General features: G+C 62.8%; 17 protein-coding genes. 7 read left to right on the plus strand and 10 right to left on the minus strand.

What is annotated here, in order from left to right:
• The 4 genes from TX80_RS00515 to TX80_RS00530 form a co-directional block, all read right to left on the minus strand.
• Positions 1-1,152 (minus strand): glutathione-independent formaldehyde dehydrogenase (locus TX80_RS00515; RefSeq protein WP_049922127.1); only part of this gene is annotated, 1,152 nt, incomplete at its 3' end.
• A 665-nt stretch (positions 1,153-1,817) separates the two neighbouring features.
• Positions 1,818-2,738, minus strand: coding sequence for a phosphate ABC transporter permease PstA (pstA, locus tag TX80_RS00520; RefSeq protein ID WP_049920885.1), 921 nt, complete (start codon positions 2,736-2,738; stop codon positions 1,818-1,820).
• Positions 2,738-3,655: a phosphate ABC transporter permease subunit PstC gene (gene pstC / locus TX80_RS00525; RefSeq protein WP_049920887.1), complete on the minus strand. Its 918-nt coding sequence runs from the start codon at positions 3,653-3,655 to the stop codon at positions 2,738-2,740. The genes pstA and pstC overlap by 1 nt, the downstream gene beginning before the upstream one ends.
• On the minus strand, positions 3,652-4,626 hold the full coding sequence (locus TX80_RS00530; protein ID WP_049920888.1) for a phosphate ABC transporter substrate-binding protein PstS family protein: 975 nt from the start codon (positions 4,624-4,626) through the stop codon (positions 3,652-3,654). The genes pstC and TX80_RS00530 overlap by 4 nt, the downstream gene beginning before the upstream one ends.
• Positions 4,627-5,165: 539 nt before the next feature.
• Between TX80_RS00530 and TX80_RS00535 the strand changes: the two genes are divergently transcribed.
• Positions 5,166-6,194, plus strand: a complete 1,029-nt coding sequence (locus TX80_RS00535; RefSeq protein ID WP_049920889.1) for a phosphatase PAP2 family protein — start codon at positions 5,166-5,168, stop codon at positions 6,192-6,194.
• Between the two features lie 266 nt (positions 6,195-6,460).
• A complete protein-coding gene (locus TX80_RS00540) occupies positions 6,461-7,672 on the plus strand; it encodes a hypothetical protein (protein WP_230198652.1) in 1,212 nt (403 codons plus the stop codon).
• Here TX80_RS00540 and TX80_RS19215 read toward each other — a convergent pair.
• The gene (locus TX80_RS19215) at positions 7,643-8,023 is read right to left on the minus strand and encodes a hypothetical protein (RefSeq protein ID WP_049920892.1); all 381 of its coding nucleotides are present in this window, start codon (positions 8,021-8,023) and stop codon (positions 7,643-7,645) included. The two genes, TX80_RS00540 and TX80_RS19215, sit on opposite strands and share 30 nt — an antisense overlap.
• A gap of 145 nt (positions 8,024-8,168) precedes the next feature.
• Here TX80_RS19215 and TX80_RS00550 point away from each other — a divergent pair, with 145 nt between their 5' ends.
• Positions 8,169-9,551, plus strand: coding sequence for an arylsulfotransferase family protein (locus TX80_RS00550; protein WP_049920894.1), 1,383 nt, complete (start codon positions 8,169-8,171; stop codon positions 9,549-9,551).
• 71 nt (positions 9,552-9,622) lie between these two features.
• Here TX80_RS00550 and TX80_RS00555 read toward each other — a convergent pair whose 3' ends face one another.
• Positions 9,623-10,150 (minus strand): DedA family protein, encoded by a 528-nt coding sequence (locus tag TX80_RS00555; RefSeq protein WP_049920895.1) that lies wholly within the window; start codon positions 10,148-10,150, stop codon positions 9,623-9,625.
• Positions 10,151-10,246: 96 nt separating this feature from the next.
• Here TX80_RS00555 and TX80_RS00560 point away from each other — a divergent pair, with 96 nt between their 5' ends.
• A complete protein-coding gene (locus TX80_RS00560; RefSeq protein WP_049920897.1) occupies positions 10,247-10,699 on the plus strand; it encodes a metal-dependent hydrolase in 453 nt (150 codons plus the stop codon).
• A gap of 70 nt (positions 10,700-10,769) precedes the next feature.
• On the opposite strand, the gene TX80_RS00565 is transcribed toward TX80_RS00560, so the two are convergent.
• Positions 10,770-11,237 (minus strand): metal-dependent hydrolase, encoded by a 468-nt coding sequence (locus TX80_RS00565; RefSeq protein ID WP_049920898.1) that lies wholly within the window; start codon positions 11,235-11,237, stop codon positions 10,770-10,772.
• 88 nt (positions 11,238-11,325) lie between these two features.
• Entirely contained in the window at positions 11,326-12,345 is a 1,020-nt protein-coding gene (locus TX80_RS00570) for a lysylphosphatidylglycerol synthase transmembrane domain-containing protein (RefSeq protein WP_049920899.1), read from the minus strand.
• Between the two features lie 262 nt (positions 12,346-12,607).
• Here TX80_RS00570 and TX80_RS00575 point away from each other — a divergent pair, with 262 nt between their 5' ends.
• Positions 12,608-14,215, plus strand: a complete 1,608-nt coding sequence (locus TX80_RS00575) for a sulfatase (protein WP_049920900.1) — start codon at positions 12,608-12,610, stop codon at positions 14,213-14,215.
• A gap of 221 nt (positions 14,216-14,436) precedes the next feature.
• On the opposite strand, the gene pstB is transcribed toward TX80_RS00575, so the two are convergent.
• Entirely contained in the window at positions 14,437-15,321 is an 885-nt protein-coding gene (pstB, locus tag TX80_RS00580; RefSeq protein ID WP_049922128.1) for a phosphate ABC transporter ATP-binding protein PstB, read from the minus strand.
• 582 nt (positions 15,322-15,903) lie between these two features.
• Between pstB and TX80_RS00585 the strand changes: the two genes are divergently transcribed.
• Together TX80_RS00585 and TX80_RS00590 are read left to right on the plus strand one after the other, a co-directional pair.
• Entirely contained in the window at positions 15,904-16,899 is a 996-nt protein-coding gene (locus TX80_RS00585) for a phosphate uptake regulator PhoU (protein ID WP_049920901.1), read from the plus strand.
• A gap of 180 nt (positions 16,900-17,079) precedes the next feature.
• Complete coding sequence (locus tag TX80_RS00590) at positions 17,080-17,316, plus strand: DUF7511 domain-containing protein (RefSeq protein ID WP_049920902.1); 237 nt, start codon at positions 17,080-17,082, stop codon at positions 17,314-17,316.
• A 123-nt stretch (positions 17,317-17,439) separates the two neighbouring features.
• On the opposite strand, the gene TX80_RS00595 is transcribed toward TX80_RS00590, so the two are convergent.
• Complete coding sequence (locus TX80_RS00595) at positions 17,440-17,814, minus strand: 30S ribosomal protein S8e (protein ID WP_049920903.1); 375 nt, start codon at positions 17,812-17,814, stop codon at positions 17,440-17,442.
• Positions 17,815-17,843: the final 29 nt, after the last annotated feature.

Raw genomic sequence — 17,843 nt, forward strand, 5'->3', positions numbered from 1 at the left:
CGAGAGCAGCACTTTCGTGACGCCTTCCTCGCGTTCGTCGAACCGGTCGTACATCTCGGGAGCCTCCTCGAGCGAGGCCCGATGTGAGATCAGAAAGCTCGGTTCGGCCCGCCCCGCGAGGATCATATCCCGGAGCTTGCGGTTGTACCGCTTGACGGGGCACTGACCGGTCCCGAACTGCAACCCCTTTTCGAAGGCCGTCCCGAGGTCGACGTTCAGCGTCCCCTGCTCGTCGATGTGTGCGGGTGGGTCGGGTTCCTCGGAGATGTACAGGCCGACGATCCCGATCTTGCCGCCCGCCCGGACCGTTCGGATCAACTGGTTGAGCACGATCGAGGGGTTCTCGCGCTCGTGGTCGTAGGGGTGGTCGCCCTCGCGGTCGGCGTCGATCGCCTGATAGCCGACGGCGTCGACGCCCTTGTCGACCCCGCCGCCGTGGGCGTCCGTGATCGCGTCGACGGGATCGGTCTCCTCGAAATCGATCGGGATCGCGTCGCAGTGGGTTTCCGCCAGCTCGAGGCGGCTTTCGACGCGGTCGACGACGTAGATTTCCGCAGCGCCCTTGAGTTTCGCGCTGTAGGCTGCCATGAGGCCGACGGGGCCGGCACCGAAGACCGCGACGGATTCGCCGGGCTGGAGGTCGGCGAGTTCCGTGCCGTGCCAGCCGGTCGGGAACACGTCCGCAAGCAGGATGAAATTCTCCTCGTGGCCCTCGGGTGGCAGTTCGAGCGCGTTGAAATCGGCGTAGGGGACCCGGACCTGCTCGGCCTGCCCGCCCTGATACGGCCCCATCTTCACGTATCCGTAGGCCCCGCCGGGGCTCTCCGCGACGTTTCGACAGTAGCCGTAGTCGCCGGCCTCGCAGTTTTCACAGAACCCGCAGGCGACGTTAAACGGCAGGACGACCCGGTCGCCCGGCTGCAGGCTCTCGACGCCGTCGCCGACCGCGCTGATCTCGCCCATGATCTCGTGTCCGAACACCATCCCCTCGTCGGCACCGGCCCGCCCCTCGTACATGTGGAGGTCGGAGCCACAGATCGCCGTCGTCGTCACCTCCAGAATCGCGTCCGTGGGGGCCTCGAGTTCGGGTTCGTCGATCTCCTCGACCGAAACGTCGTTCGCGTCGTGGTAGACGACGCCGTGGATGGCCATCGGTGAAACACCTACGGCCGAGCACGCCGGAAGCGCGGATAACGGTTGGCCGGACACTCGCAACGTCGCCGGCGGGACCGGACGGCGAGGACACGGCGGTGGCGACCGACCGGGGTTCGACGCGGGTACGGGCCGCAGGTCGGATACGTTCTTCCCCTCCCCAGTAAATATGAGTCACTCTGCATGATAGTTTCGGCCGGAAGCTACCGTCTCCAGAACCGTCGCAGGGGGCATGCGCTGAAATGCCCCGGGTGAGCCAACACCCGAGACGTGGCTTCCAACCCGGAAAGGTCTGAAGCCATGATAGCGTATCCGCTCCCGAGACATAAACGTCTCGCACGACATTCCGTTCTTCCGACGCGGAAAGCGACGCGTCCGAGATGCGTTTTCGGGTCGTACTCGCCCGCGGCGTCGTCCCTGCGGCGAGTCGGCTCGCTCGAGAACGGCGGCGGGGACTCTGGGGGATTCCCGCGAGGAGCGCATCGTGGCGGCGACCGATCCGGGACGTTGCGCTGGACCGCGAGTCACGGCCGGGGCCGACCGACCGCCGGAATCGGTTCCGGCCGTGACGGTATCGGGGGTTTCCAGCCCGCCCCCGCCGTCGCCCGCTCGAGTCTCGAGCCGCCGCTGGCGTGCTCGAGCGCCCTGAAAACGTCATACCGGCCTCACTGTTGTTGCTGGAACCGGTTCCGGATGAGGATCGCGATCGAGTTGATCGACAGCAGGATGACCAGCAGCGTCACGACGCCGGCCGCGACGACGCCGTACTGAAACTCCATCTCGGGGCGATCGGCCCACGTGAAGATCTGCATCGGCATCGCGCTGATCTTGCTGAACAGGCTGTTCGGCACCCCGAACACCGCGGTCGGTGCGCCGATCATGATCAGCGGCGCGGTCTCGCCGATCGCCCGCCCGAGCGCGAGGATCGTCCCGGTCAGAATCCCCGGCATCGCCCGCGGCAGGACGACGTTTCGGATCGTCTGCCACTTGGTCGCGCCCATCCCGTAGCTGGCCTGCCGCTGGGAGTCGGGCACCGATCGGATCGCCTCCTGTGCCGAGATGATGACGATCGGCAGGATAAGCAGGGAGACGGTGAAGCCGGCGACGAGCAACGTCCCGAAGCCGAGATCCAGCAGGCTCACGAACAGGCCGAGTCCGAGCAGCCCGTAGACGACCGACGGGACGCCCGCGAGGTTGGCGATGTTAAGCTGGACGAACTGCGTCAGATAGCCGTCGCTCGCGTACTCCTCGAGATAGATCGCCGCGCCGACGCCCAGTGGAAACGTGATCAGCGCGATCACGAGCATGAGCGCGATCGAGCCGACGATCGCCGGGAAGAACCCGGCCTCGTAGGGATCGCTGAAACTCGGCGGCCCCGTGATGAACCCCCAGTCGATCCAGGGGCCGTGTGCGGGATCGAACAGCGCGAGCGCGTCGACGAGGACGTTCAACAGCAACACGGCCAGCGCGAGGATGCCGACGAGCGCCGCGGCGAGGGTCAACCACCGGAACGCCACGTCTTTCACCCGGCTGACCTGTCCGAACGCCGTCTCCGGCGTCTCGGCCTGTTCCGTATCGGCGGTCATCAGCGATACACCTCCCGGTAGCGCGAGGAGACCCATTCACTAAAGAGGTTCATGGCGAACGTAAGGACGAACAGCGTCAATCCGACCGCAAAGAGGCTCTTGTACTCCGTCGACTGTCCGACGACGTCGCTCTGTCCGATCTGGACCATCGCGGCCGTCATCGTCTGGACGGACTCGAGGAACATCCCGCCGGGATCGGTCAGATCCATCATCTTCGGGGTCTGACCGGCGGCGATCGCGACGATCATCGTCTCGCCGATCGCCCGCGAGAGCGCGAGAATGTACGACGAGAGGATCCCCGACAGCGCCGACGGGACGACGACCGACGTCGAGACGGTAAACTTCGTCGCACCCAGTCCGTAACTGGCCTGTCGAAGCGAGTCGGGCACCGCGCTCATCGCGTCCTCGCTGATCGAGGAGACCATCGGGATGATCATGATCCCGACCATGATCGACGCCGACAGGGCGTTGAACGTCCCGATCGGGAAGATCCGGTCGAGCGCGGGCGTAATGTACACCAGTGCGAAGTAGCCGTAGACGACCGTCGGCACGCCCGCAAGCACCTCGAGGGCGGGTTTGAGGTAGGCCCGCCGGCGCTCGCTTGCGTACTCCGAGAGGTAGATCGCCGTCAGGAGGCCGATCGGCAGCGCGATCAGCGCCGAGCCGATCGTGATGATCAGCGTGCCGGAGATCAGCGGCCACACGCCGTAAACCTCGTTCGAGGGCGTCCACTGGGTACCCGTGAAGAACTCGACGGGCGAGACGACCGCGAAGAAGTCGACGGCGTCGTACAGTAACGTCGCGATGATCGCGAGGGTCGTCAGAACCGAGAGGAAGGCACACAGCGCGAAGAAGGCCTTGAACGCGGCCCCGCGGAACGACCGCGCGCCGTCGTGGGTGAGATCCGGCGCACTCATTCCCCGGTCACCTCGCTGATCGCGGTCTCGAGTCTCTCGAGGTTCTCGTCACGGACGTCCTCGGTAACCGGCACGTACCCGACCTCGTTGACGATATCGGTCGCGGCTTGCTCGAGGTAGAATCGAACGAAATCCCGGACCTCGGCCCGCTCGAGGGATTCCCGGGCGACGTAGATGAAAAGCGGACGGGAAAGCGGCGTGTACTCGCCTTCTTTGGCCGTCTCGATCGAGGGCTCGACGCAGCCGTCGCCGTCGTCGATCCCGAGGGCCTTGATCTGGTTCGGGTTCTCGTCGTAGTAGGCGAACCCGAAGTAGCCGATCGCGTACTCGTTGCCCTGAACCCCCTGGACGATCGTCCGGTCGCGCTCGGTGGCGTGGTAATCGGTTCGGTGGCTACCGTCCTCGCCGAGAACCGCCTCGGAGAAGTAGTCGAACGTTCCCGAGGTCGTGTCCGCACCGAAGAACTCGATCGGTTCGTCGGGCCACTCGTCGCGAACGTCACTCCACCGGTCGGCACCGCCGTCGCGCCAGAGCTCCTGGAGTTCCTCGACGGTGACACAGTCGATCCAGTCGGCGTCGGGATTGACCACGACCGTCAGCGCGTCCGTCGCGACCGTAAACTCGATCGGTTCGATTCCGTTACCCCCACACTGTTCTTGCTCGACGTCGGCGATCTCGCGGCTGGCGTTGTTGATGTCCGTCATCCCCGGACAGAAGAAATTCGAGAAGCCACCGCCGGTCCCTGTCTGGCTGATCGAGACGGTGACGTCGGTCCGTTCCTCCGAGAACGCAGACGCGATCACCTCGGTGATGGGAAACACCGTCGAACTCCCGGCGACGTTCACCTCCCTTGCACGGCCCGCGATCGTGCCGACGCAACCGGCCAGTCCGGTCGCGGCGGCGACGCCCGTCCCGGCCAAAAAATCCCGCCGTCCGAGCCCGAACGACGGTCCAGTCGTGTCTTTCGACATCACTGAAAGATCGCCAGCAGCCGGATAAGTACCCTACTATGATGGCTATATAGTAGTATGTATCGACGGCACCCGAATGTCTACTTTCTGAATACACCGATCCGGTGCTCGAGACGCCGGTATAACGCCACAGTACGGGTCACGAGACCTACCGAGAGAAGTGAATACGGACTATCGTCCGCCACAGGTAGTTTTTCTGTACTGTAGTATATAGAACGCTCATGGAGTACGTTGTCTCACCGGCGGCAGGAGTCGATACACGGCCGGTTCTCCGGTCACCGAAACCGACTCTCGGGCGACCCGACGGCTGGAAAAGAACGACGGCAAGTGGGGTCTGGTTCGTTACCGACTGGTAATTGAACACACAGCGGAGTTCAGCGGAATCTCGAGATCCGGCTGAGGCCGAGGCGGTTGCTGTGCAAGCCCCCTCCATGTGCAAAGCACGACATCACTCAGGCGGAACGTGCGAAGTCAGTAGGGAACTGGTCGTCTCCGTTGGAAGCCGTACCGTTTACAGCCCAGCGGATGTCACTAACGGTATGTCACGTGGAATCGGTGAGTTCGATCCCATCCAAGAGGTGATACCAGAGTGGGCAGCAGTTTTCATCGCACTCATCACCCAGTTAGGTGATACCTGGTTTCTCGCGATCCTCGTTGGCGTTGTCTACTGGTTTGGGACGGAGAAACGCGAAGATGCAGTTGTGATCGTCGGATTCACTGTAGCTGGACTTGGCCTGATCAGTGGGCTCAAACACGTATTCAGGTTGCCCCGACCCGACGAACCATTAGTCCAACTCGAATCGCTACCGTGGATCGTTCAGCCGCTTTACGACGTTACTGCAGCAGCTGGTGGCTACGGATTTCCGAGCGGTCATGCGTTGATGACGACGATTGTGTATTTCAGTCTGGCACATCGGCTCTCGATCAGTACCCGCCATCGTCGGTTGCTTGGAGCCGCAATTCTCGTCGGAGCGGTCTGTTTCTCGCGTGTTGCACTGGGCGTCCACTATCTTGTAGACGTGGTTGCCGGAGTCGGTATTGGAATCGCCTTCTTGATCGGTGGCGAAATACTCCTCGCGCGGATCCCCACTGACCACGGAACAGTTGCACTCGCACTTGCGATCGGTATCGGTCTCTTTGATCTAATTGTCGGAGATATCACTGCTGGAGATGTGATCTTACTCGGAACGGCACTCGGTTCGTTCGGGAGTTGGCAACTCGTGTTGCTCAGCCAGCGGCTACTCGAGCTTGATCGACCATCACAGATAGATCGCCCCCTCATCGGACGGGGACTCCTTGCAGTTGGGACACTAACACCAGTACTCATCGCGGTTGAAGAGTACTCCCTGTTTTCGGCACTCGGTCGTGGCGGGGCTATAGGGCTTACCCTCGCCGTGTTCATTGCGATTCCAATCGCGCGCCACTCCGAACGCGCCCGCCGATTCTGGGTTGCACTCGTCTTCTGGACGAACATGGCCGGTCTCGGCGTTCGATTTTTACTTGCTCCAACGACATGGCAGCGGGCGTTCTCACAGGCCAGAGAATACGGTTCCAGACTCTACCGGTAAAGATAGCGCTTTATGATGGATATATGCACCTTCATTCGATGAGTGTTCGAAAGTATCGGAAAATATCCGAATGTATCGTGCTATATCGGCCCTGAGGACTTAAACACAAAACCAGTGGACGGGAGATACTATGGGGATCCCGGACGGGGACCTACATACTCCATCGAACGGCCGTTCCCACTTCCTTTCACCATGTCCACTCGAAACCGACTCCCTCGAGGTGATCGACTATTGAGCGACAGACGCTGATCGCGCTCGGGACGGTCGTGGTCCTCTTCGGCGCGCTCGCCCTGGGATCCGCCATCGCCGCCCCGTTCGACGACGGTTCGGGCGACCCCCAACAGTCGCTCGTCGCGACCGACGACGACTCGTCGCTATGGCCGTACACAAGCCGCGCAACAGCGTTCGAAGAGCGGACATTACCGATCAACGTCTTCGTCGGCGGCGATCCGTCCGAAACCCGCCGGTACCTCGAGCAACGCAGTCGCGGCGAGTGGGACGCACCGACGTCCGAAGAAGCGGACGTGAGCGACGAGACCCCCGGTTTCGTCGGCACCGAGACCGCCTGGAGTCGCGCCGACGGCTCGACGCGATACGTCTACATCGACCACAGTAGTGACGACGAACCGACCGACTCGGACGGCGGCCGCTGGCTTGCTGAGAGCTACCAGCTACATGATGGCGAGTATCTCGGATCGCGACACCACATTCGGGCCTACGCACCCGAAGACGATGATGAGTGGACCGCGATACAGGCCCACAGCGAACACTGGGACTGGTTCCGACTCAGCCACACGGTCGACAGCGTCGAGACCTCGCAGCGATACGTCGAACGCGAATTCATGGGCCACGGGGGCGTGGGAAACGTCACGCGCGTTCACCTCGGAAACGATCGCGGCTCCGATGCGAACGGCTGGGTGACGATCGTCGATTTCGATGGCGAACCGCCGTTTCACCTCGTCCTCCTCGGCCTGCTTCCGGGAGCGGTGCTCACCCGACGCCGTTCGATCCGAGACCTGGTTCGGACGCTGTGTGCCGCTCAAGCCCCGCAAAAAGTCGTGCTGCCGGCGTCGTTGATCGGACTCTACCTCTTCGTTCGCTTCGGCGCGATCGCTGTCGAGACGCGACTTGGCGGCGTCGATCCGCGGCTCATCGCGGTCGCGTTCTATCCGCTCCTCGCCGTTGGGTTACCGGTGTGTGCGTACTCCTTCGCGCGGGTACTCGATCGGCAGACGGCGTTCGCCGTCAGTGCGGTTGGGTTCGCGATCGCGATTCTGCTCGACTATACGCTGCTCGGCGTGACGCGGCTTCCGGTCAACGCGTTCGTACACCGCTTCTCGACGGCGATTGCACTCGGATTTATCGCTGCCGGTGCGTCACACACGGCTCGAGTCGATCCCGTCGATCACGATTTCGTTCGGCTCGGAGTCCTTCTCTGGCTCGTGACGTTACTCGTGCCGCTGCTCCGATTTCTCTGACTGCCGTTCATCGGCGTCCCGTTCGAACCGTTCGAAGTTGGAATCGCCGGGGCTTCTGTACGGTCGCGTCCACGGGGACGTCAGTTGTGCGTAGCCGACGATGCCGACGAACGTAACCGCGTAGTACATCCACCGCGAGAATCCAGGTCCGGTCCACTGGAACCAGCTCGTCATCACCAGCGCCCAACTGCCCAAGACGATCGCGTCGCGGCAGATCCGCTCCCCGTTGTGGCGAAGGTACGCGCGCAACCGGTCACGGCGCGCTTCGATCACGGGACGGCCGTCGGACGCCGCTGTCGTGGTTGCAGGCGCACGATCCGCGTCGGCGGGCGTCTGTTCCGTTCCGGTCACTGTTGTATCGCCGATTCGGCATCGTCCGCATACGCTTTCCGGTCGGCGTCGCGCTGGTGGTGGAAAAAGACACTAATAGCCTGCTCGGAAAACAACGCCCGATGGGCTTCCAGTCGGCAGTTCAACACTTGAGGGGGACCAGAGCGTGACGGATCGGTCGCTTCTCTCGCGAGTCCAAGCGGGGATCTCCCGGAACCGACTTCGGATCGCGTTCGTCGCCGTTCTCCTTCTGTCGGCAGCCGCGCTCGCGGCCGCGGCGTCGGACAGTCTGTCGACGGCCTCGGAGGACGAGCTTCCGAACGCACCCGAAACGGACAATCACACGGTCATCACTGAATCGGGACGCGTGGGAACGATCACCGCGTACGCACCCGACGGCGAGGTACTGTACTACAATAACACGCGAACGAAGTACTTCGATGTCGATCCCGTCGAAGCCGATCCACTGACAGTCGAGTACGCCGCGACGGATACGATTCACTCCGAAGGACCGACGTGTAGCGACCCGCCGTGCGCGAGAAACGTTCTCGAGCGCGCCGATCTCGAGACCGGCGAGGTCGAGGTGCTGTACGACCGCTACGACTACAAGGAACACGCCGGCGAGTGGCACGACGCGGATCGAATCAACGAATCGCACGTGCTGATCGCCGATATCGTCGCCGACCAGGTATTCATCGTGAATACCGAGACGGAAATCGTCGAGTGGTTGTGGGACGCCCAGAGTGACTTCCCGGTCGAGGGCGGCGGCCCGTATCCGGACGACTGGGCCCACATCAACGATGTCGAGTACATCGAGGAAGGCACCCACGACGGACACGTGATGGTCAGCCTCCGGAATCAGGATCAGGTGGTTTTCATCGACCCTGACGAGGGACTACTCGAGGAGTGGACACTCGGCACCGAGGACGACTACGACGTCATGTACGAACAGCACAACCCGGATTACGTCCCCGAGTCACGGGGCGGCCCGGCGGTCGTCGTCTCCGATTCCGAGAACGGCCGCGTCGAGGAGTTCCAGCGCGAGGACGGCGAGTGGACCCGAAGTTGGGAGTGGGCGGACGACAGACTGCAGTGGCCCCGCGACGCCGATCGCCTTCCCAACGGGAACACGCTCGTCACCGACACGCACGGCAACCGCGTTATGGAACTCGACGCGGACGGCGAGATCGTCTGGCAGGTCGCGTCCACGCTGCCCTACGAGGCCGAGCGACTCGAGACGGGCGACGAGAGCGCAGGGGGACACAGTGCGCAGGAACTGGACCTCGAGTCACGAACGACCGACGGTGCTACCGCCGACGGGTTCGACGTTCTTGCGGTGGGGAGCGACGTCGTCGAAGCGGTCGTCCCTAACCGCATCCACAACGGCATTCTCTTCGCCACCCCGGTGTGGATGGGGCGTCTCGAGTTTGCCGTCGCCGGCGTCGCCCTCCTCACGGGACTCGTTTGGGTCGGGCTCGAGATCAAGTGGCACCTTGGAGACGCGGGCATCGGATTCCGACTGCCGGTCTACCGTCGCGGCGACGAGTAATGCGCAGCGAACGACCGGCCGCGCTTCGCTACCCACACATACGATTCCACGCTCGTCGCGAGGTCACCTGTTCAGAAGAAGACGGGTACACGGCCGCTGATCAGGTAGAGGGCGGCGAGGAGGGACTGGAAGAACAGCGATCCGATCGCCGATAACGCGGTGAACCGTCGCGGATCCATTTCGGACAGTCCAGCGGGGACGGTAAGCACGCCTCTTACGAACAGCATCGTATTGCTGACGCTGACGGCGATACCGCCCCACCGGTTGAACCAGCCGTCGAACCGCTCAAGCCGTGATTCCGTGATCGGAAACCACCGCTTTTGCAGCACGTAGTCTCGGCCGGCGCGGCGAACGAGTACGAACAGTACGAGCTGTCCGATCGTCGTTCCGACCACTGCGACGGCGACGATCGTGAGCAGCGTCGGAATCGACGAGCCGATCAGCGCCAGTGCTGCCGGAACGACCACTTCGCTCGGCATGAACCGCAGCATCATCGCTCCCTCGAGGATGCAAATTCCCAGCAGGACGACGAACGCGAGGTCCGACGCGAACAGCGCCTCGAGCCAGGGCGGAACGGCCTCGAGTTGCAGGAGCGCCATCGATACCGGCTACAACGAGTCGAAGCTAAGTGTTGGTGCCTGAGATACGATATCCGTCACAAGATCTGTGGCGGTGTGAGCCGAAGAACCATCGTGATGGAGACGGGACGAGTGCTGTTTCTGACGGGAGCGGTCCTTACGCACGCTGTCGTTGGATACGCGCTCGTTCGCGGATTTACCGACGCCGATCCGCGGATCGGAATCGTCTTTGGAATCGCTCCGGACGCGGACTTCTGGTTTCCCGCGGCGTGGGGCTGGCCGCTGGTCCACCGTGGGCTTACCCACACGCCGCTTTTCGCACTGCTGCTCGTCGTCGGAGCGTACGCGATTTCTCGGGATCGAACGGCTGCGCTCGCCGTCGGGCTGGCGATCAGTTCCCACCTCGCTATCGATTCGCTGTCGCCGGCGGGCATCGCCTGGCTGTTCCCGCTTGAGGCGAGTGCAGGTCCCGGTCTTCCCGTCCACGGACCGGCCGCGACGGCGGCGCTCTGGCTCGTCTCGATCGGAGTCCTCGCGTGGCGAGCCGGCGACGACCCGTCGATCCGATGAGGAGAGCCGTTTCGATCCGCGACGGTCACGCGACAAGCGATTTCGAGCGCGGCCACGGAATCCGCAGGGATTATCGGATCGTCAAGATCGCCGATGCGAGCAACGTTCCTGATCCGAGAACCAACAGCGCGCGATTGATCCGGTGGTTTTTGGACTTGAACCAATCGAGGGTGACGTGTCGTCGCGAAAGCGGCGCGAGGGGACTGATCCCCATCGGCGTCACGATGTCACCCGCAAGGTGGGCGAGGATGCTGCAGGTCCCGATGACGAACCCGAACCGAAACGCGAGACTCGAGCCGAGGACGAGTACCGACGTGAGACCGGCGAGCAGCCCGACAAGGACGGCGAACCAGACCGTGTGTGTCGGTCCGCGGTGGCGAAGCTGTGGGAGCGGTTGATCAACGTCCGGGAGGTTTGCCAATCCGACGGCGAGCCCCGCGCCGAACACCGCTAACTCGAGCGACCAGCGGTGACTCACCAGCGGCAGGAGGGGGGCGTAAAGCAGCGCGTTGAATCCGATATGGCCGCCTCGATACATGGGAGCGAGGTACCCAACCTCCGGGCCGAACGGAGATTAACCGCTCGATTTCGCCTCCAGTCGAGCGCTCAAGTCGGTGTCCGAGCGGTCACTCAATCGCCCTGACGCCGAACGTCGAGACCGAGACCCCGCCGATCAAGACCGGCATCCAGTAGATCGCTCCACGGAAGAGAAGCACGGCTGCGGTGATCGCCGACGCTGCGACGCCGGTCGTCGGCACGAGCAGCGTGACGAACGCGGCCTCAATACCGCCGAGCCCGCCCGGAAGCGGCGCTGCGCCGGCGAGATTGGCCAGCGGAATTACGAACAAGAGGACGGACAGCGGGACGCTGTAGCCGATTGCGGTGAAGGCCGCCGCGAGCGCTGCTACTTGAAAGAGCCACCCTATCAGCGAGAGGCTGACCACCGTCGCAAGGCGGTACCGATCCGTCGCGACGCGCTCGATGTTCTCGAAGAACCGTTCCATTCGATCCGTCAGATCAGTCTCGAGCGTTTCGGAGTCGAACCCCGCGAATCCGAATCGCTCGATACGGTGAGCGATGATGGCGGGAAGCCGGTCGACGACGGCATCTCGGGACCGCCAGACGAGCGCCATCCCGAGAACGATGGCCGCGATCAGCGCGATAGCGGAGCCGACGGCGGTCTCGAGGCGTTCGCCGACGGTGGCAGTAGTTGCGTAGTAGCCGATCCCGACGAGGATCAGTGAAATCGACGGAACGACGTTGAGCACATCGACGCTCGCGATTCCGGCGAGTCCGGTCTCATAGCGCGCGTCGGATACGTTCGAGATGAGCAGGGCGGCGACGGGTTCGCCGCCGGCCTGTCCGAAGGGCGTGACGTTATTGGCGAAAACCGCGCCGGCATAAACGAAAAACACCTTTCCGACGGGAACCTCGACCCCGAACGCGCCGAGGACGCTCCGGAGCATCAAGCTCCAAGCGGCCAGCCAACACAGCGCGAGAACGAAGGTGGCGACGACCAGCAACGGCGTGGCCGAGCGTAAGGCGGCGAGGACGTCGCGCGCGCCGACGGCGAAAAACAGGACGGCGAAGACGGCAACCGTTCCGAAAGCGCCCGTCAGGAGAGCGCGCTTGTTTCGCTCGTCCATAGCAGATGTGGATCATCAGACCTCTTGCAACGTCAGATTGTCGCTGACAGCCGTTGGACGGAACGCGACGCCGCCAGCCTCGTCGATGGATCGCGGTCGAGGGCGAGGCACCGGTCGCGCCGTGTTCGCCTTCTGTAGTGAACGACTCCCGAGCCACGGATCGGTCGTGAGGGGGCTTCGAACTGCGGCGCGAAGATGAAGCACCGCGTCGGCGCGCAAGCAGCGACGCGTTTTATTGGGACGGCTCTATTCGTCACCCGTAATGGCCGAGACCCAGCAGTCGAACGTGCTCTTCGTCGTGCTAGACACGGTTCGAAAGGACCGGTTGAGTCCGTACGGCTACGACCGCGGGACGACGCCCGAACTCTCGCAATTCGCTGCGGAAGCGACCGTTTTCGAATCGGCCATTGCTCCCGCTCCCTGGACGCTGCCAGTCCACGCCTCACTGTTCACTGGCCAGTATCCGAGCCAGCACGGGGCCGTTCAGCGGAGTCCGTACCTTGAGGGGGAGACGACCCTCGCATCGGTGCTGTCGGCCGCCGGATACGACACGGCGTGTTACTCCTCGAACGCCTGGATCACCCCCTACACCGGCCTCTCCGAGGGGTTTGACAGGCAGGACTCGTTCTTCAAGGCGCTTCCCGACGACGTCCTCTCGGGGCCGCTGGCGAATGCATGGCAGACCGTCAACGATAACGACTACCTCCGCGATCTGGCGTCGAAGCTTGTGCGTCTCGGGGCGGTGGCCCACGCCAAACTCGCCAGCAGCGAAGGCGAGGACTCGAAAACGCCGTCAGTGATCGACCGCACGAAATCCTTCATCGACGACAGCGGCGACGGCTGGTTCGCGTTCGTTAACCTGATGGATGCCCACCTGCCCTACTATCCGCCCGAGGAGTACCGTGAGGCGTTTGCTCCCGGCGTCGACCCCGACGAGGTCTGTCAAAATTCGAAAACGTACAACTCCGGTGCCCGAGAAATCGACGACGATGAGTGGGAAGCGATCCGGAGGCTCTATGACGCAGAGATAGCTCACATGGACGCTGAACTCGGACGCCTGTTCACGTGGCTCCGAGAGACCGATCGATGGGAGGAAACGACCATCGTCGTCTGCGCCGACCACGGGGAACTTCACGGCGAGCACGACCTCTACGGCCATGAGTTCGCACTTTACGACGAACTCGTCAATGTCCCGCTGCTGATCAACCATTCCGAGCTCGAAGCCGACCGACGCGCCGATCTCGTCGAACTGCTCGACTGCTACCACACGGTCCTCGAAGCGCTCGACGTCGATCCCGACGCCGTCGTCGACCTCGAGGCGAGGGACGCTGTCAGCGTCACTGCGTTCGATCCGACGCGATCGCTGCTTTCGGACGAGTATCGCTCCTTCGACGACGTCTTGGAATCGGACCGAGACCTTGAGCCCGATCCCGGTCAGCGGGCCGTCCTTGAGTCCGAAAGCGAGACTGAAGCCGAAGACGACTACGCGTTCATCGAGTACGCCCAGCCGGTCATCGAACGACACCACTTAGAGGAGAAAGCAAGCGAGGCCGGTATTGATCTTCCCGACGACCACCGCGCCTACTCGCGGCTGCGAGCCGCCCGAGGGCTCGACGCGAAGTACATCCGTGCGGATCGGATTCCCGACGAAGGCTATCGACTCGACGAGGACCGACCGAAAGAGACGCCGATCGATCCAGCAGATGACGAAGTCGTCGCCGCTGCCGAGCGGACACTCTCTCGCTTCGAGGACGCGGTCGGGGGTGCGTGGGTCGACCCGAGCGAGACGACCGGTGATGAGCAGGACGTCTTGGCGGATACCGACGAGGAAACGCGCGATCGGTTGCGAGAACTCGGCTATCTCGAGTGATTTCGAGCAAAAGATTTGGTTTAGCCGTTTTCTTTCGCTATTTTCCGATTTCGACCGGATAGACGTATTAAAGCCGTGTTTTCTGGCCTCGGAAAAGGAAAAGCCGATGCTAAAGCCCAGCAGTCGACGCGTGGAACGTATGCGTCTTGAAACCACAGGGCCATTGCACTCGGCCTGAAACCCCGTGGCGGGATTCTCGCGTCTTCAGGCGCGGGAGGTGGTCAACCGAACTTGCCGGTAATGTAGTCTTCGACGCGGTCGCTTTCGGGGTTTTCGAAGATCTTGTCGGTATCGTCGAACTCGACGAGGTTCCCGCCGGTGAGAAAGACCGCGGTCTTGTCCGAGATACGCGCGGCCTGTTGCATGTTGTGAGTGACGATGACCACGGTGTACTCCTCGGCGAGTTCCTCGACGAGGTCCTCGATCTTCGAGGTCGCGACCGGATCGAGCGCGGAGGCGGGTTCGTCCATCAGGATGACTTCCGGATCGGTCGCGATCGCCCGCGCGATACAGAGTCGCTGTTGTTGGCCGCCCGAGAGATCCATCCCGCTCGAGTCGAGCTGGTCCTCGACCTCGTCCAGAAGCGCGGCTCGCTCGAGTGCGGTGTGGACCTTTTCTTCGACATCGTCGTCTTTGCCCTGCACCCGGAGCCCGTAGGCGACGTTGTCGAAGATGCTCTTCGGGAACGGGTTCGGTTTCTGGAAGACCATCCCGATCTTTCGGCGCAGCGCGACGGGGTCGACGTCCTCGTCGTAGACGTTTTTCCCGTGGAAGTAGAGGTCGCCCTCGACACGGGCGACGTCGATGAGATCGTTCATTCGATTGATCGACCGCAGGAACGTCGATTTCCCACACCCCGACGGCCCGATCAGCGCCGTCACCTTCTTTTCGGGGATATCCATGTTGATCCCCTGCAGCGCCTGCGTATCGCCGTAGAAAACGTCGAGATCCCGCGCCTCGATGACGGCGTTGTCGACGCGGGGCGATCCAAGCGGTTGGCTCTCGCTTGCCATCTCGGCCCCGGTAGCCGATTCGGACGCAAGCGCCGACGTAGTTTCGGTCTCCGCGTCCGCTACCGTCTCGGAACTGCCGCTGCTCGAAGTCATGCCGGACGCTTTTGCGTCGGTCCCGAGCATGGTTGTCGTAAAACGCCCGAGATCGGGAGCGGCCGATGTGAGGGTCGATTGGAGTCCCCGAAGCCGATCATTCGTCTCATCACTCATCACGTCATTCGAGAGCTGGATTGCCTAAATACCATACTATGTCCGCTATATAGTTCTATATTGCACTCTGATATCGTGAAGATAACCCCAGCGCAAACGGTCGCGGGGACGGAAACGTCGACACCCCAGCCGAGCAGCCACAATCCGGACCGAACGCCCAGTAACCCGTGCGAACCGACGATTCGAGTATCCCGCTCTCACCGTCTCCGGCGCTCGCCTCGCCTCGAAACCGGTCTTTCGTGTCTCGTAGTCTGACAGCCTACTCAGCCGCCGTGTGACGGAGGCGGTGATCGTTTCGACTCCTATATACTTCTTCTCGTTAGGCGTATGGTTGCAATAATAGAACGGGAAGTATCGACGAACGGAAACCCGGATCACGCGATGTGTGGATTGATTCCGGAGATATCGATACCTCTCTATAGACCCGGGTATGTTTATATTCTGGAGTCCGAAGCGATCCAGTATATGGAAACGCGAAAGGTTCAGGTAACGGGTGGGTCCACGTACACCGTCTCCCTCCCGAAAACCTGGGCGACCGAAAACGGCGTCGATGCCGGGACGACCGTCGAATTCTATCCCGAGGACGATACGCTGCTGTTGACGCCGCGATCGGAGACGGAACGCCAGGAGGGAACGCTCGACGTCTCTGATCTCGAGGGCGAGCGGCTCACGCGAGCCGTGATGACGATGTACGTCAGCGGCTTCGACATCATCGGACTCGAGGCCAACCGCATCACGACCGATCAGCGTCGGGCGATCCGGGACGCGACACAGAGCCTCGTCGGCGTCGAGGTCCTCGAAGAGACGACCGACAGCGTCGTTATTCAGGACCTGCTCGACTCGTCGGAGCTATCGATCGTCAACGCCGTTTCCCGGATGCGGCTGATCGCCCAGTCGATGCTCGCGGATGCGGTCACGGCCCTCGTCGAGAACGACGACGACATCGCCCGGGACGTCATCGATCGGGACGACGACGTCGACCGACTCTGGCTCGTCGTCTCCCGGATCTTTCGTGCGACCCTTCGGTCGCCGCGGGCCGCCGAAGAACTCGGCGTCCACCGCGAGGACTGTTTCGACTACCACTCGAGCGCCCGCCAACTCGAGCGGGTCGCCGACCACGCGGCCAAGATCAGCAACCTCGCGCTCAAACTCGACGAGATCCCCGCCGACGTCGCCGACGCGTTGCAAGCGCTGCATGCCGATGCGTCCGATGTCCTCGAGAAGTCGATGGATGCGCTGTTTGCCACCGAGACGGACGAGGCAAACCGGCTGGGTCACGCCGCCCGCGAGGCCGTTCTCGAGATCGACGAGCATACGCGAACGATCGACGACATGCTCCGTGACCTCGAACCCGTTCAGGCCCAGTCGCTCGGGCTGATCGTCGACTCGCTGTCCCGCAGCGCCGACTACGGCGGGAACATCGCGGAGACGGCGCTTCAGAAGGCAGCACCGCGCCCCTGAGCGGACTCCGGTCGGCCCACGCTTTCGGCGCTTCGTTCCATTGCGGTCGGTCCGCTCGACGTTCCGGCCCGGCCCACGTTCGGGTTCGAACGCGTACGTACTCCTCAATAGCCCACTTAGCACACGCTTTGTAGGTGGACTGCCTGCGTCCCGACACGGCGTTTCATCGCCGGCCGAACCATGACCGGATCCGAAAGCGGTTACGACGATCGTCTCGCTCGAGACCGAGCACCAGAAGCCACGCCCGACGAACCGACCGGCTCCCGGGACCGGACCCTCAAATCGGTCATCGTCAAATACGAGGACCAACCGGATCGTCGGACGGTGTTTCCGCGGAACTGTCCCGACGACCGGAAGCTGACGGCGTGGCTCAGCGCGGACGACAACGACTTCGTCGATCTGCATGCGGTCCGTTGATCCGCCGTCGAATCGGGGGACCAATTGGACGTGGCCACTCCGCGTTCCTCTTCGGTTCGTCAGAAATAGCCCAGTGGTGCCCCTCTCGGGTAGCCTTCGATAGCACCGTCGAACGATCGGCGACTAGTCCTCGAGAAGGACGGCGTTTACCTGCCCGGTCTGGCCGGGTCGGGACATCACGCGCGCCTCGCCTTCGGTGGTGTCGATGATGGCACCTTTGGTGATGATGTTTCGACGGACGTAGTTCGGGTTGGCGTCGTTCTCGACGACGTCTTCGATCTCCGCGGAGACCGTTTCGCCGCCCTTGTTGACGCTGGCGACGTTCGTCGACAGCGCACGGACCTTCGTCTCGTTGCCGCGAACGTCGACGGTGCGGAACCGCGGTTCGCCGACCTGCGTTTCCGTCGGCAGTCGACCCAGTTCGTCCTTGCGGCGCTTTCGAACGTTCTTCAGTCGACCGCCGGTTCGCTTGCGCGTAGAGCGTCCCTGATCTTGCATACGCGGGAAAAGTTCCGGCGAATACTTGA

It is taken from the genome of Halopiger djelfimassiliensis, assembly GCF_000455365.1.
GTDB lineage: Archaea > Halobacteriota > Halobacteria > Halobacteriales > Natrialbaceae > Halopiger_B > Halopiger_B djelfimassiliensis.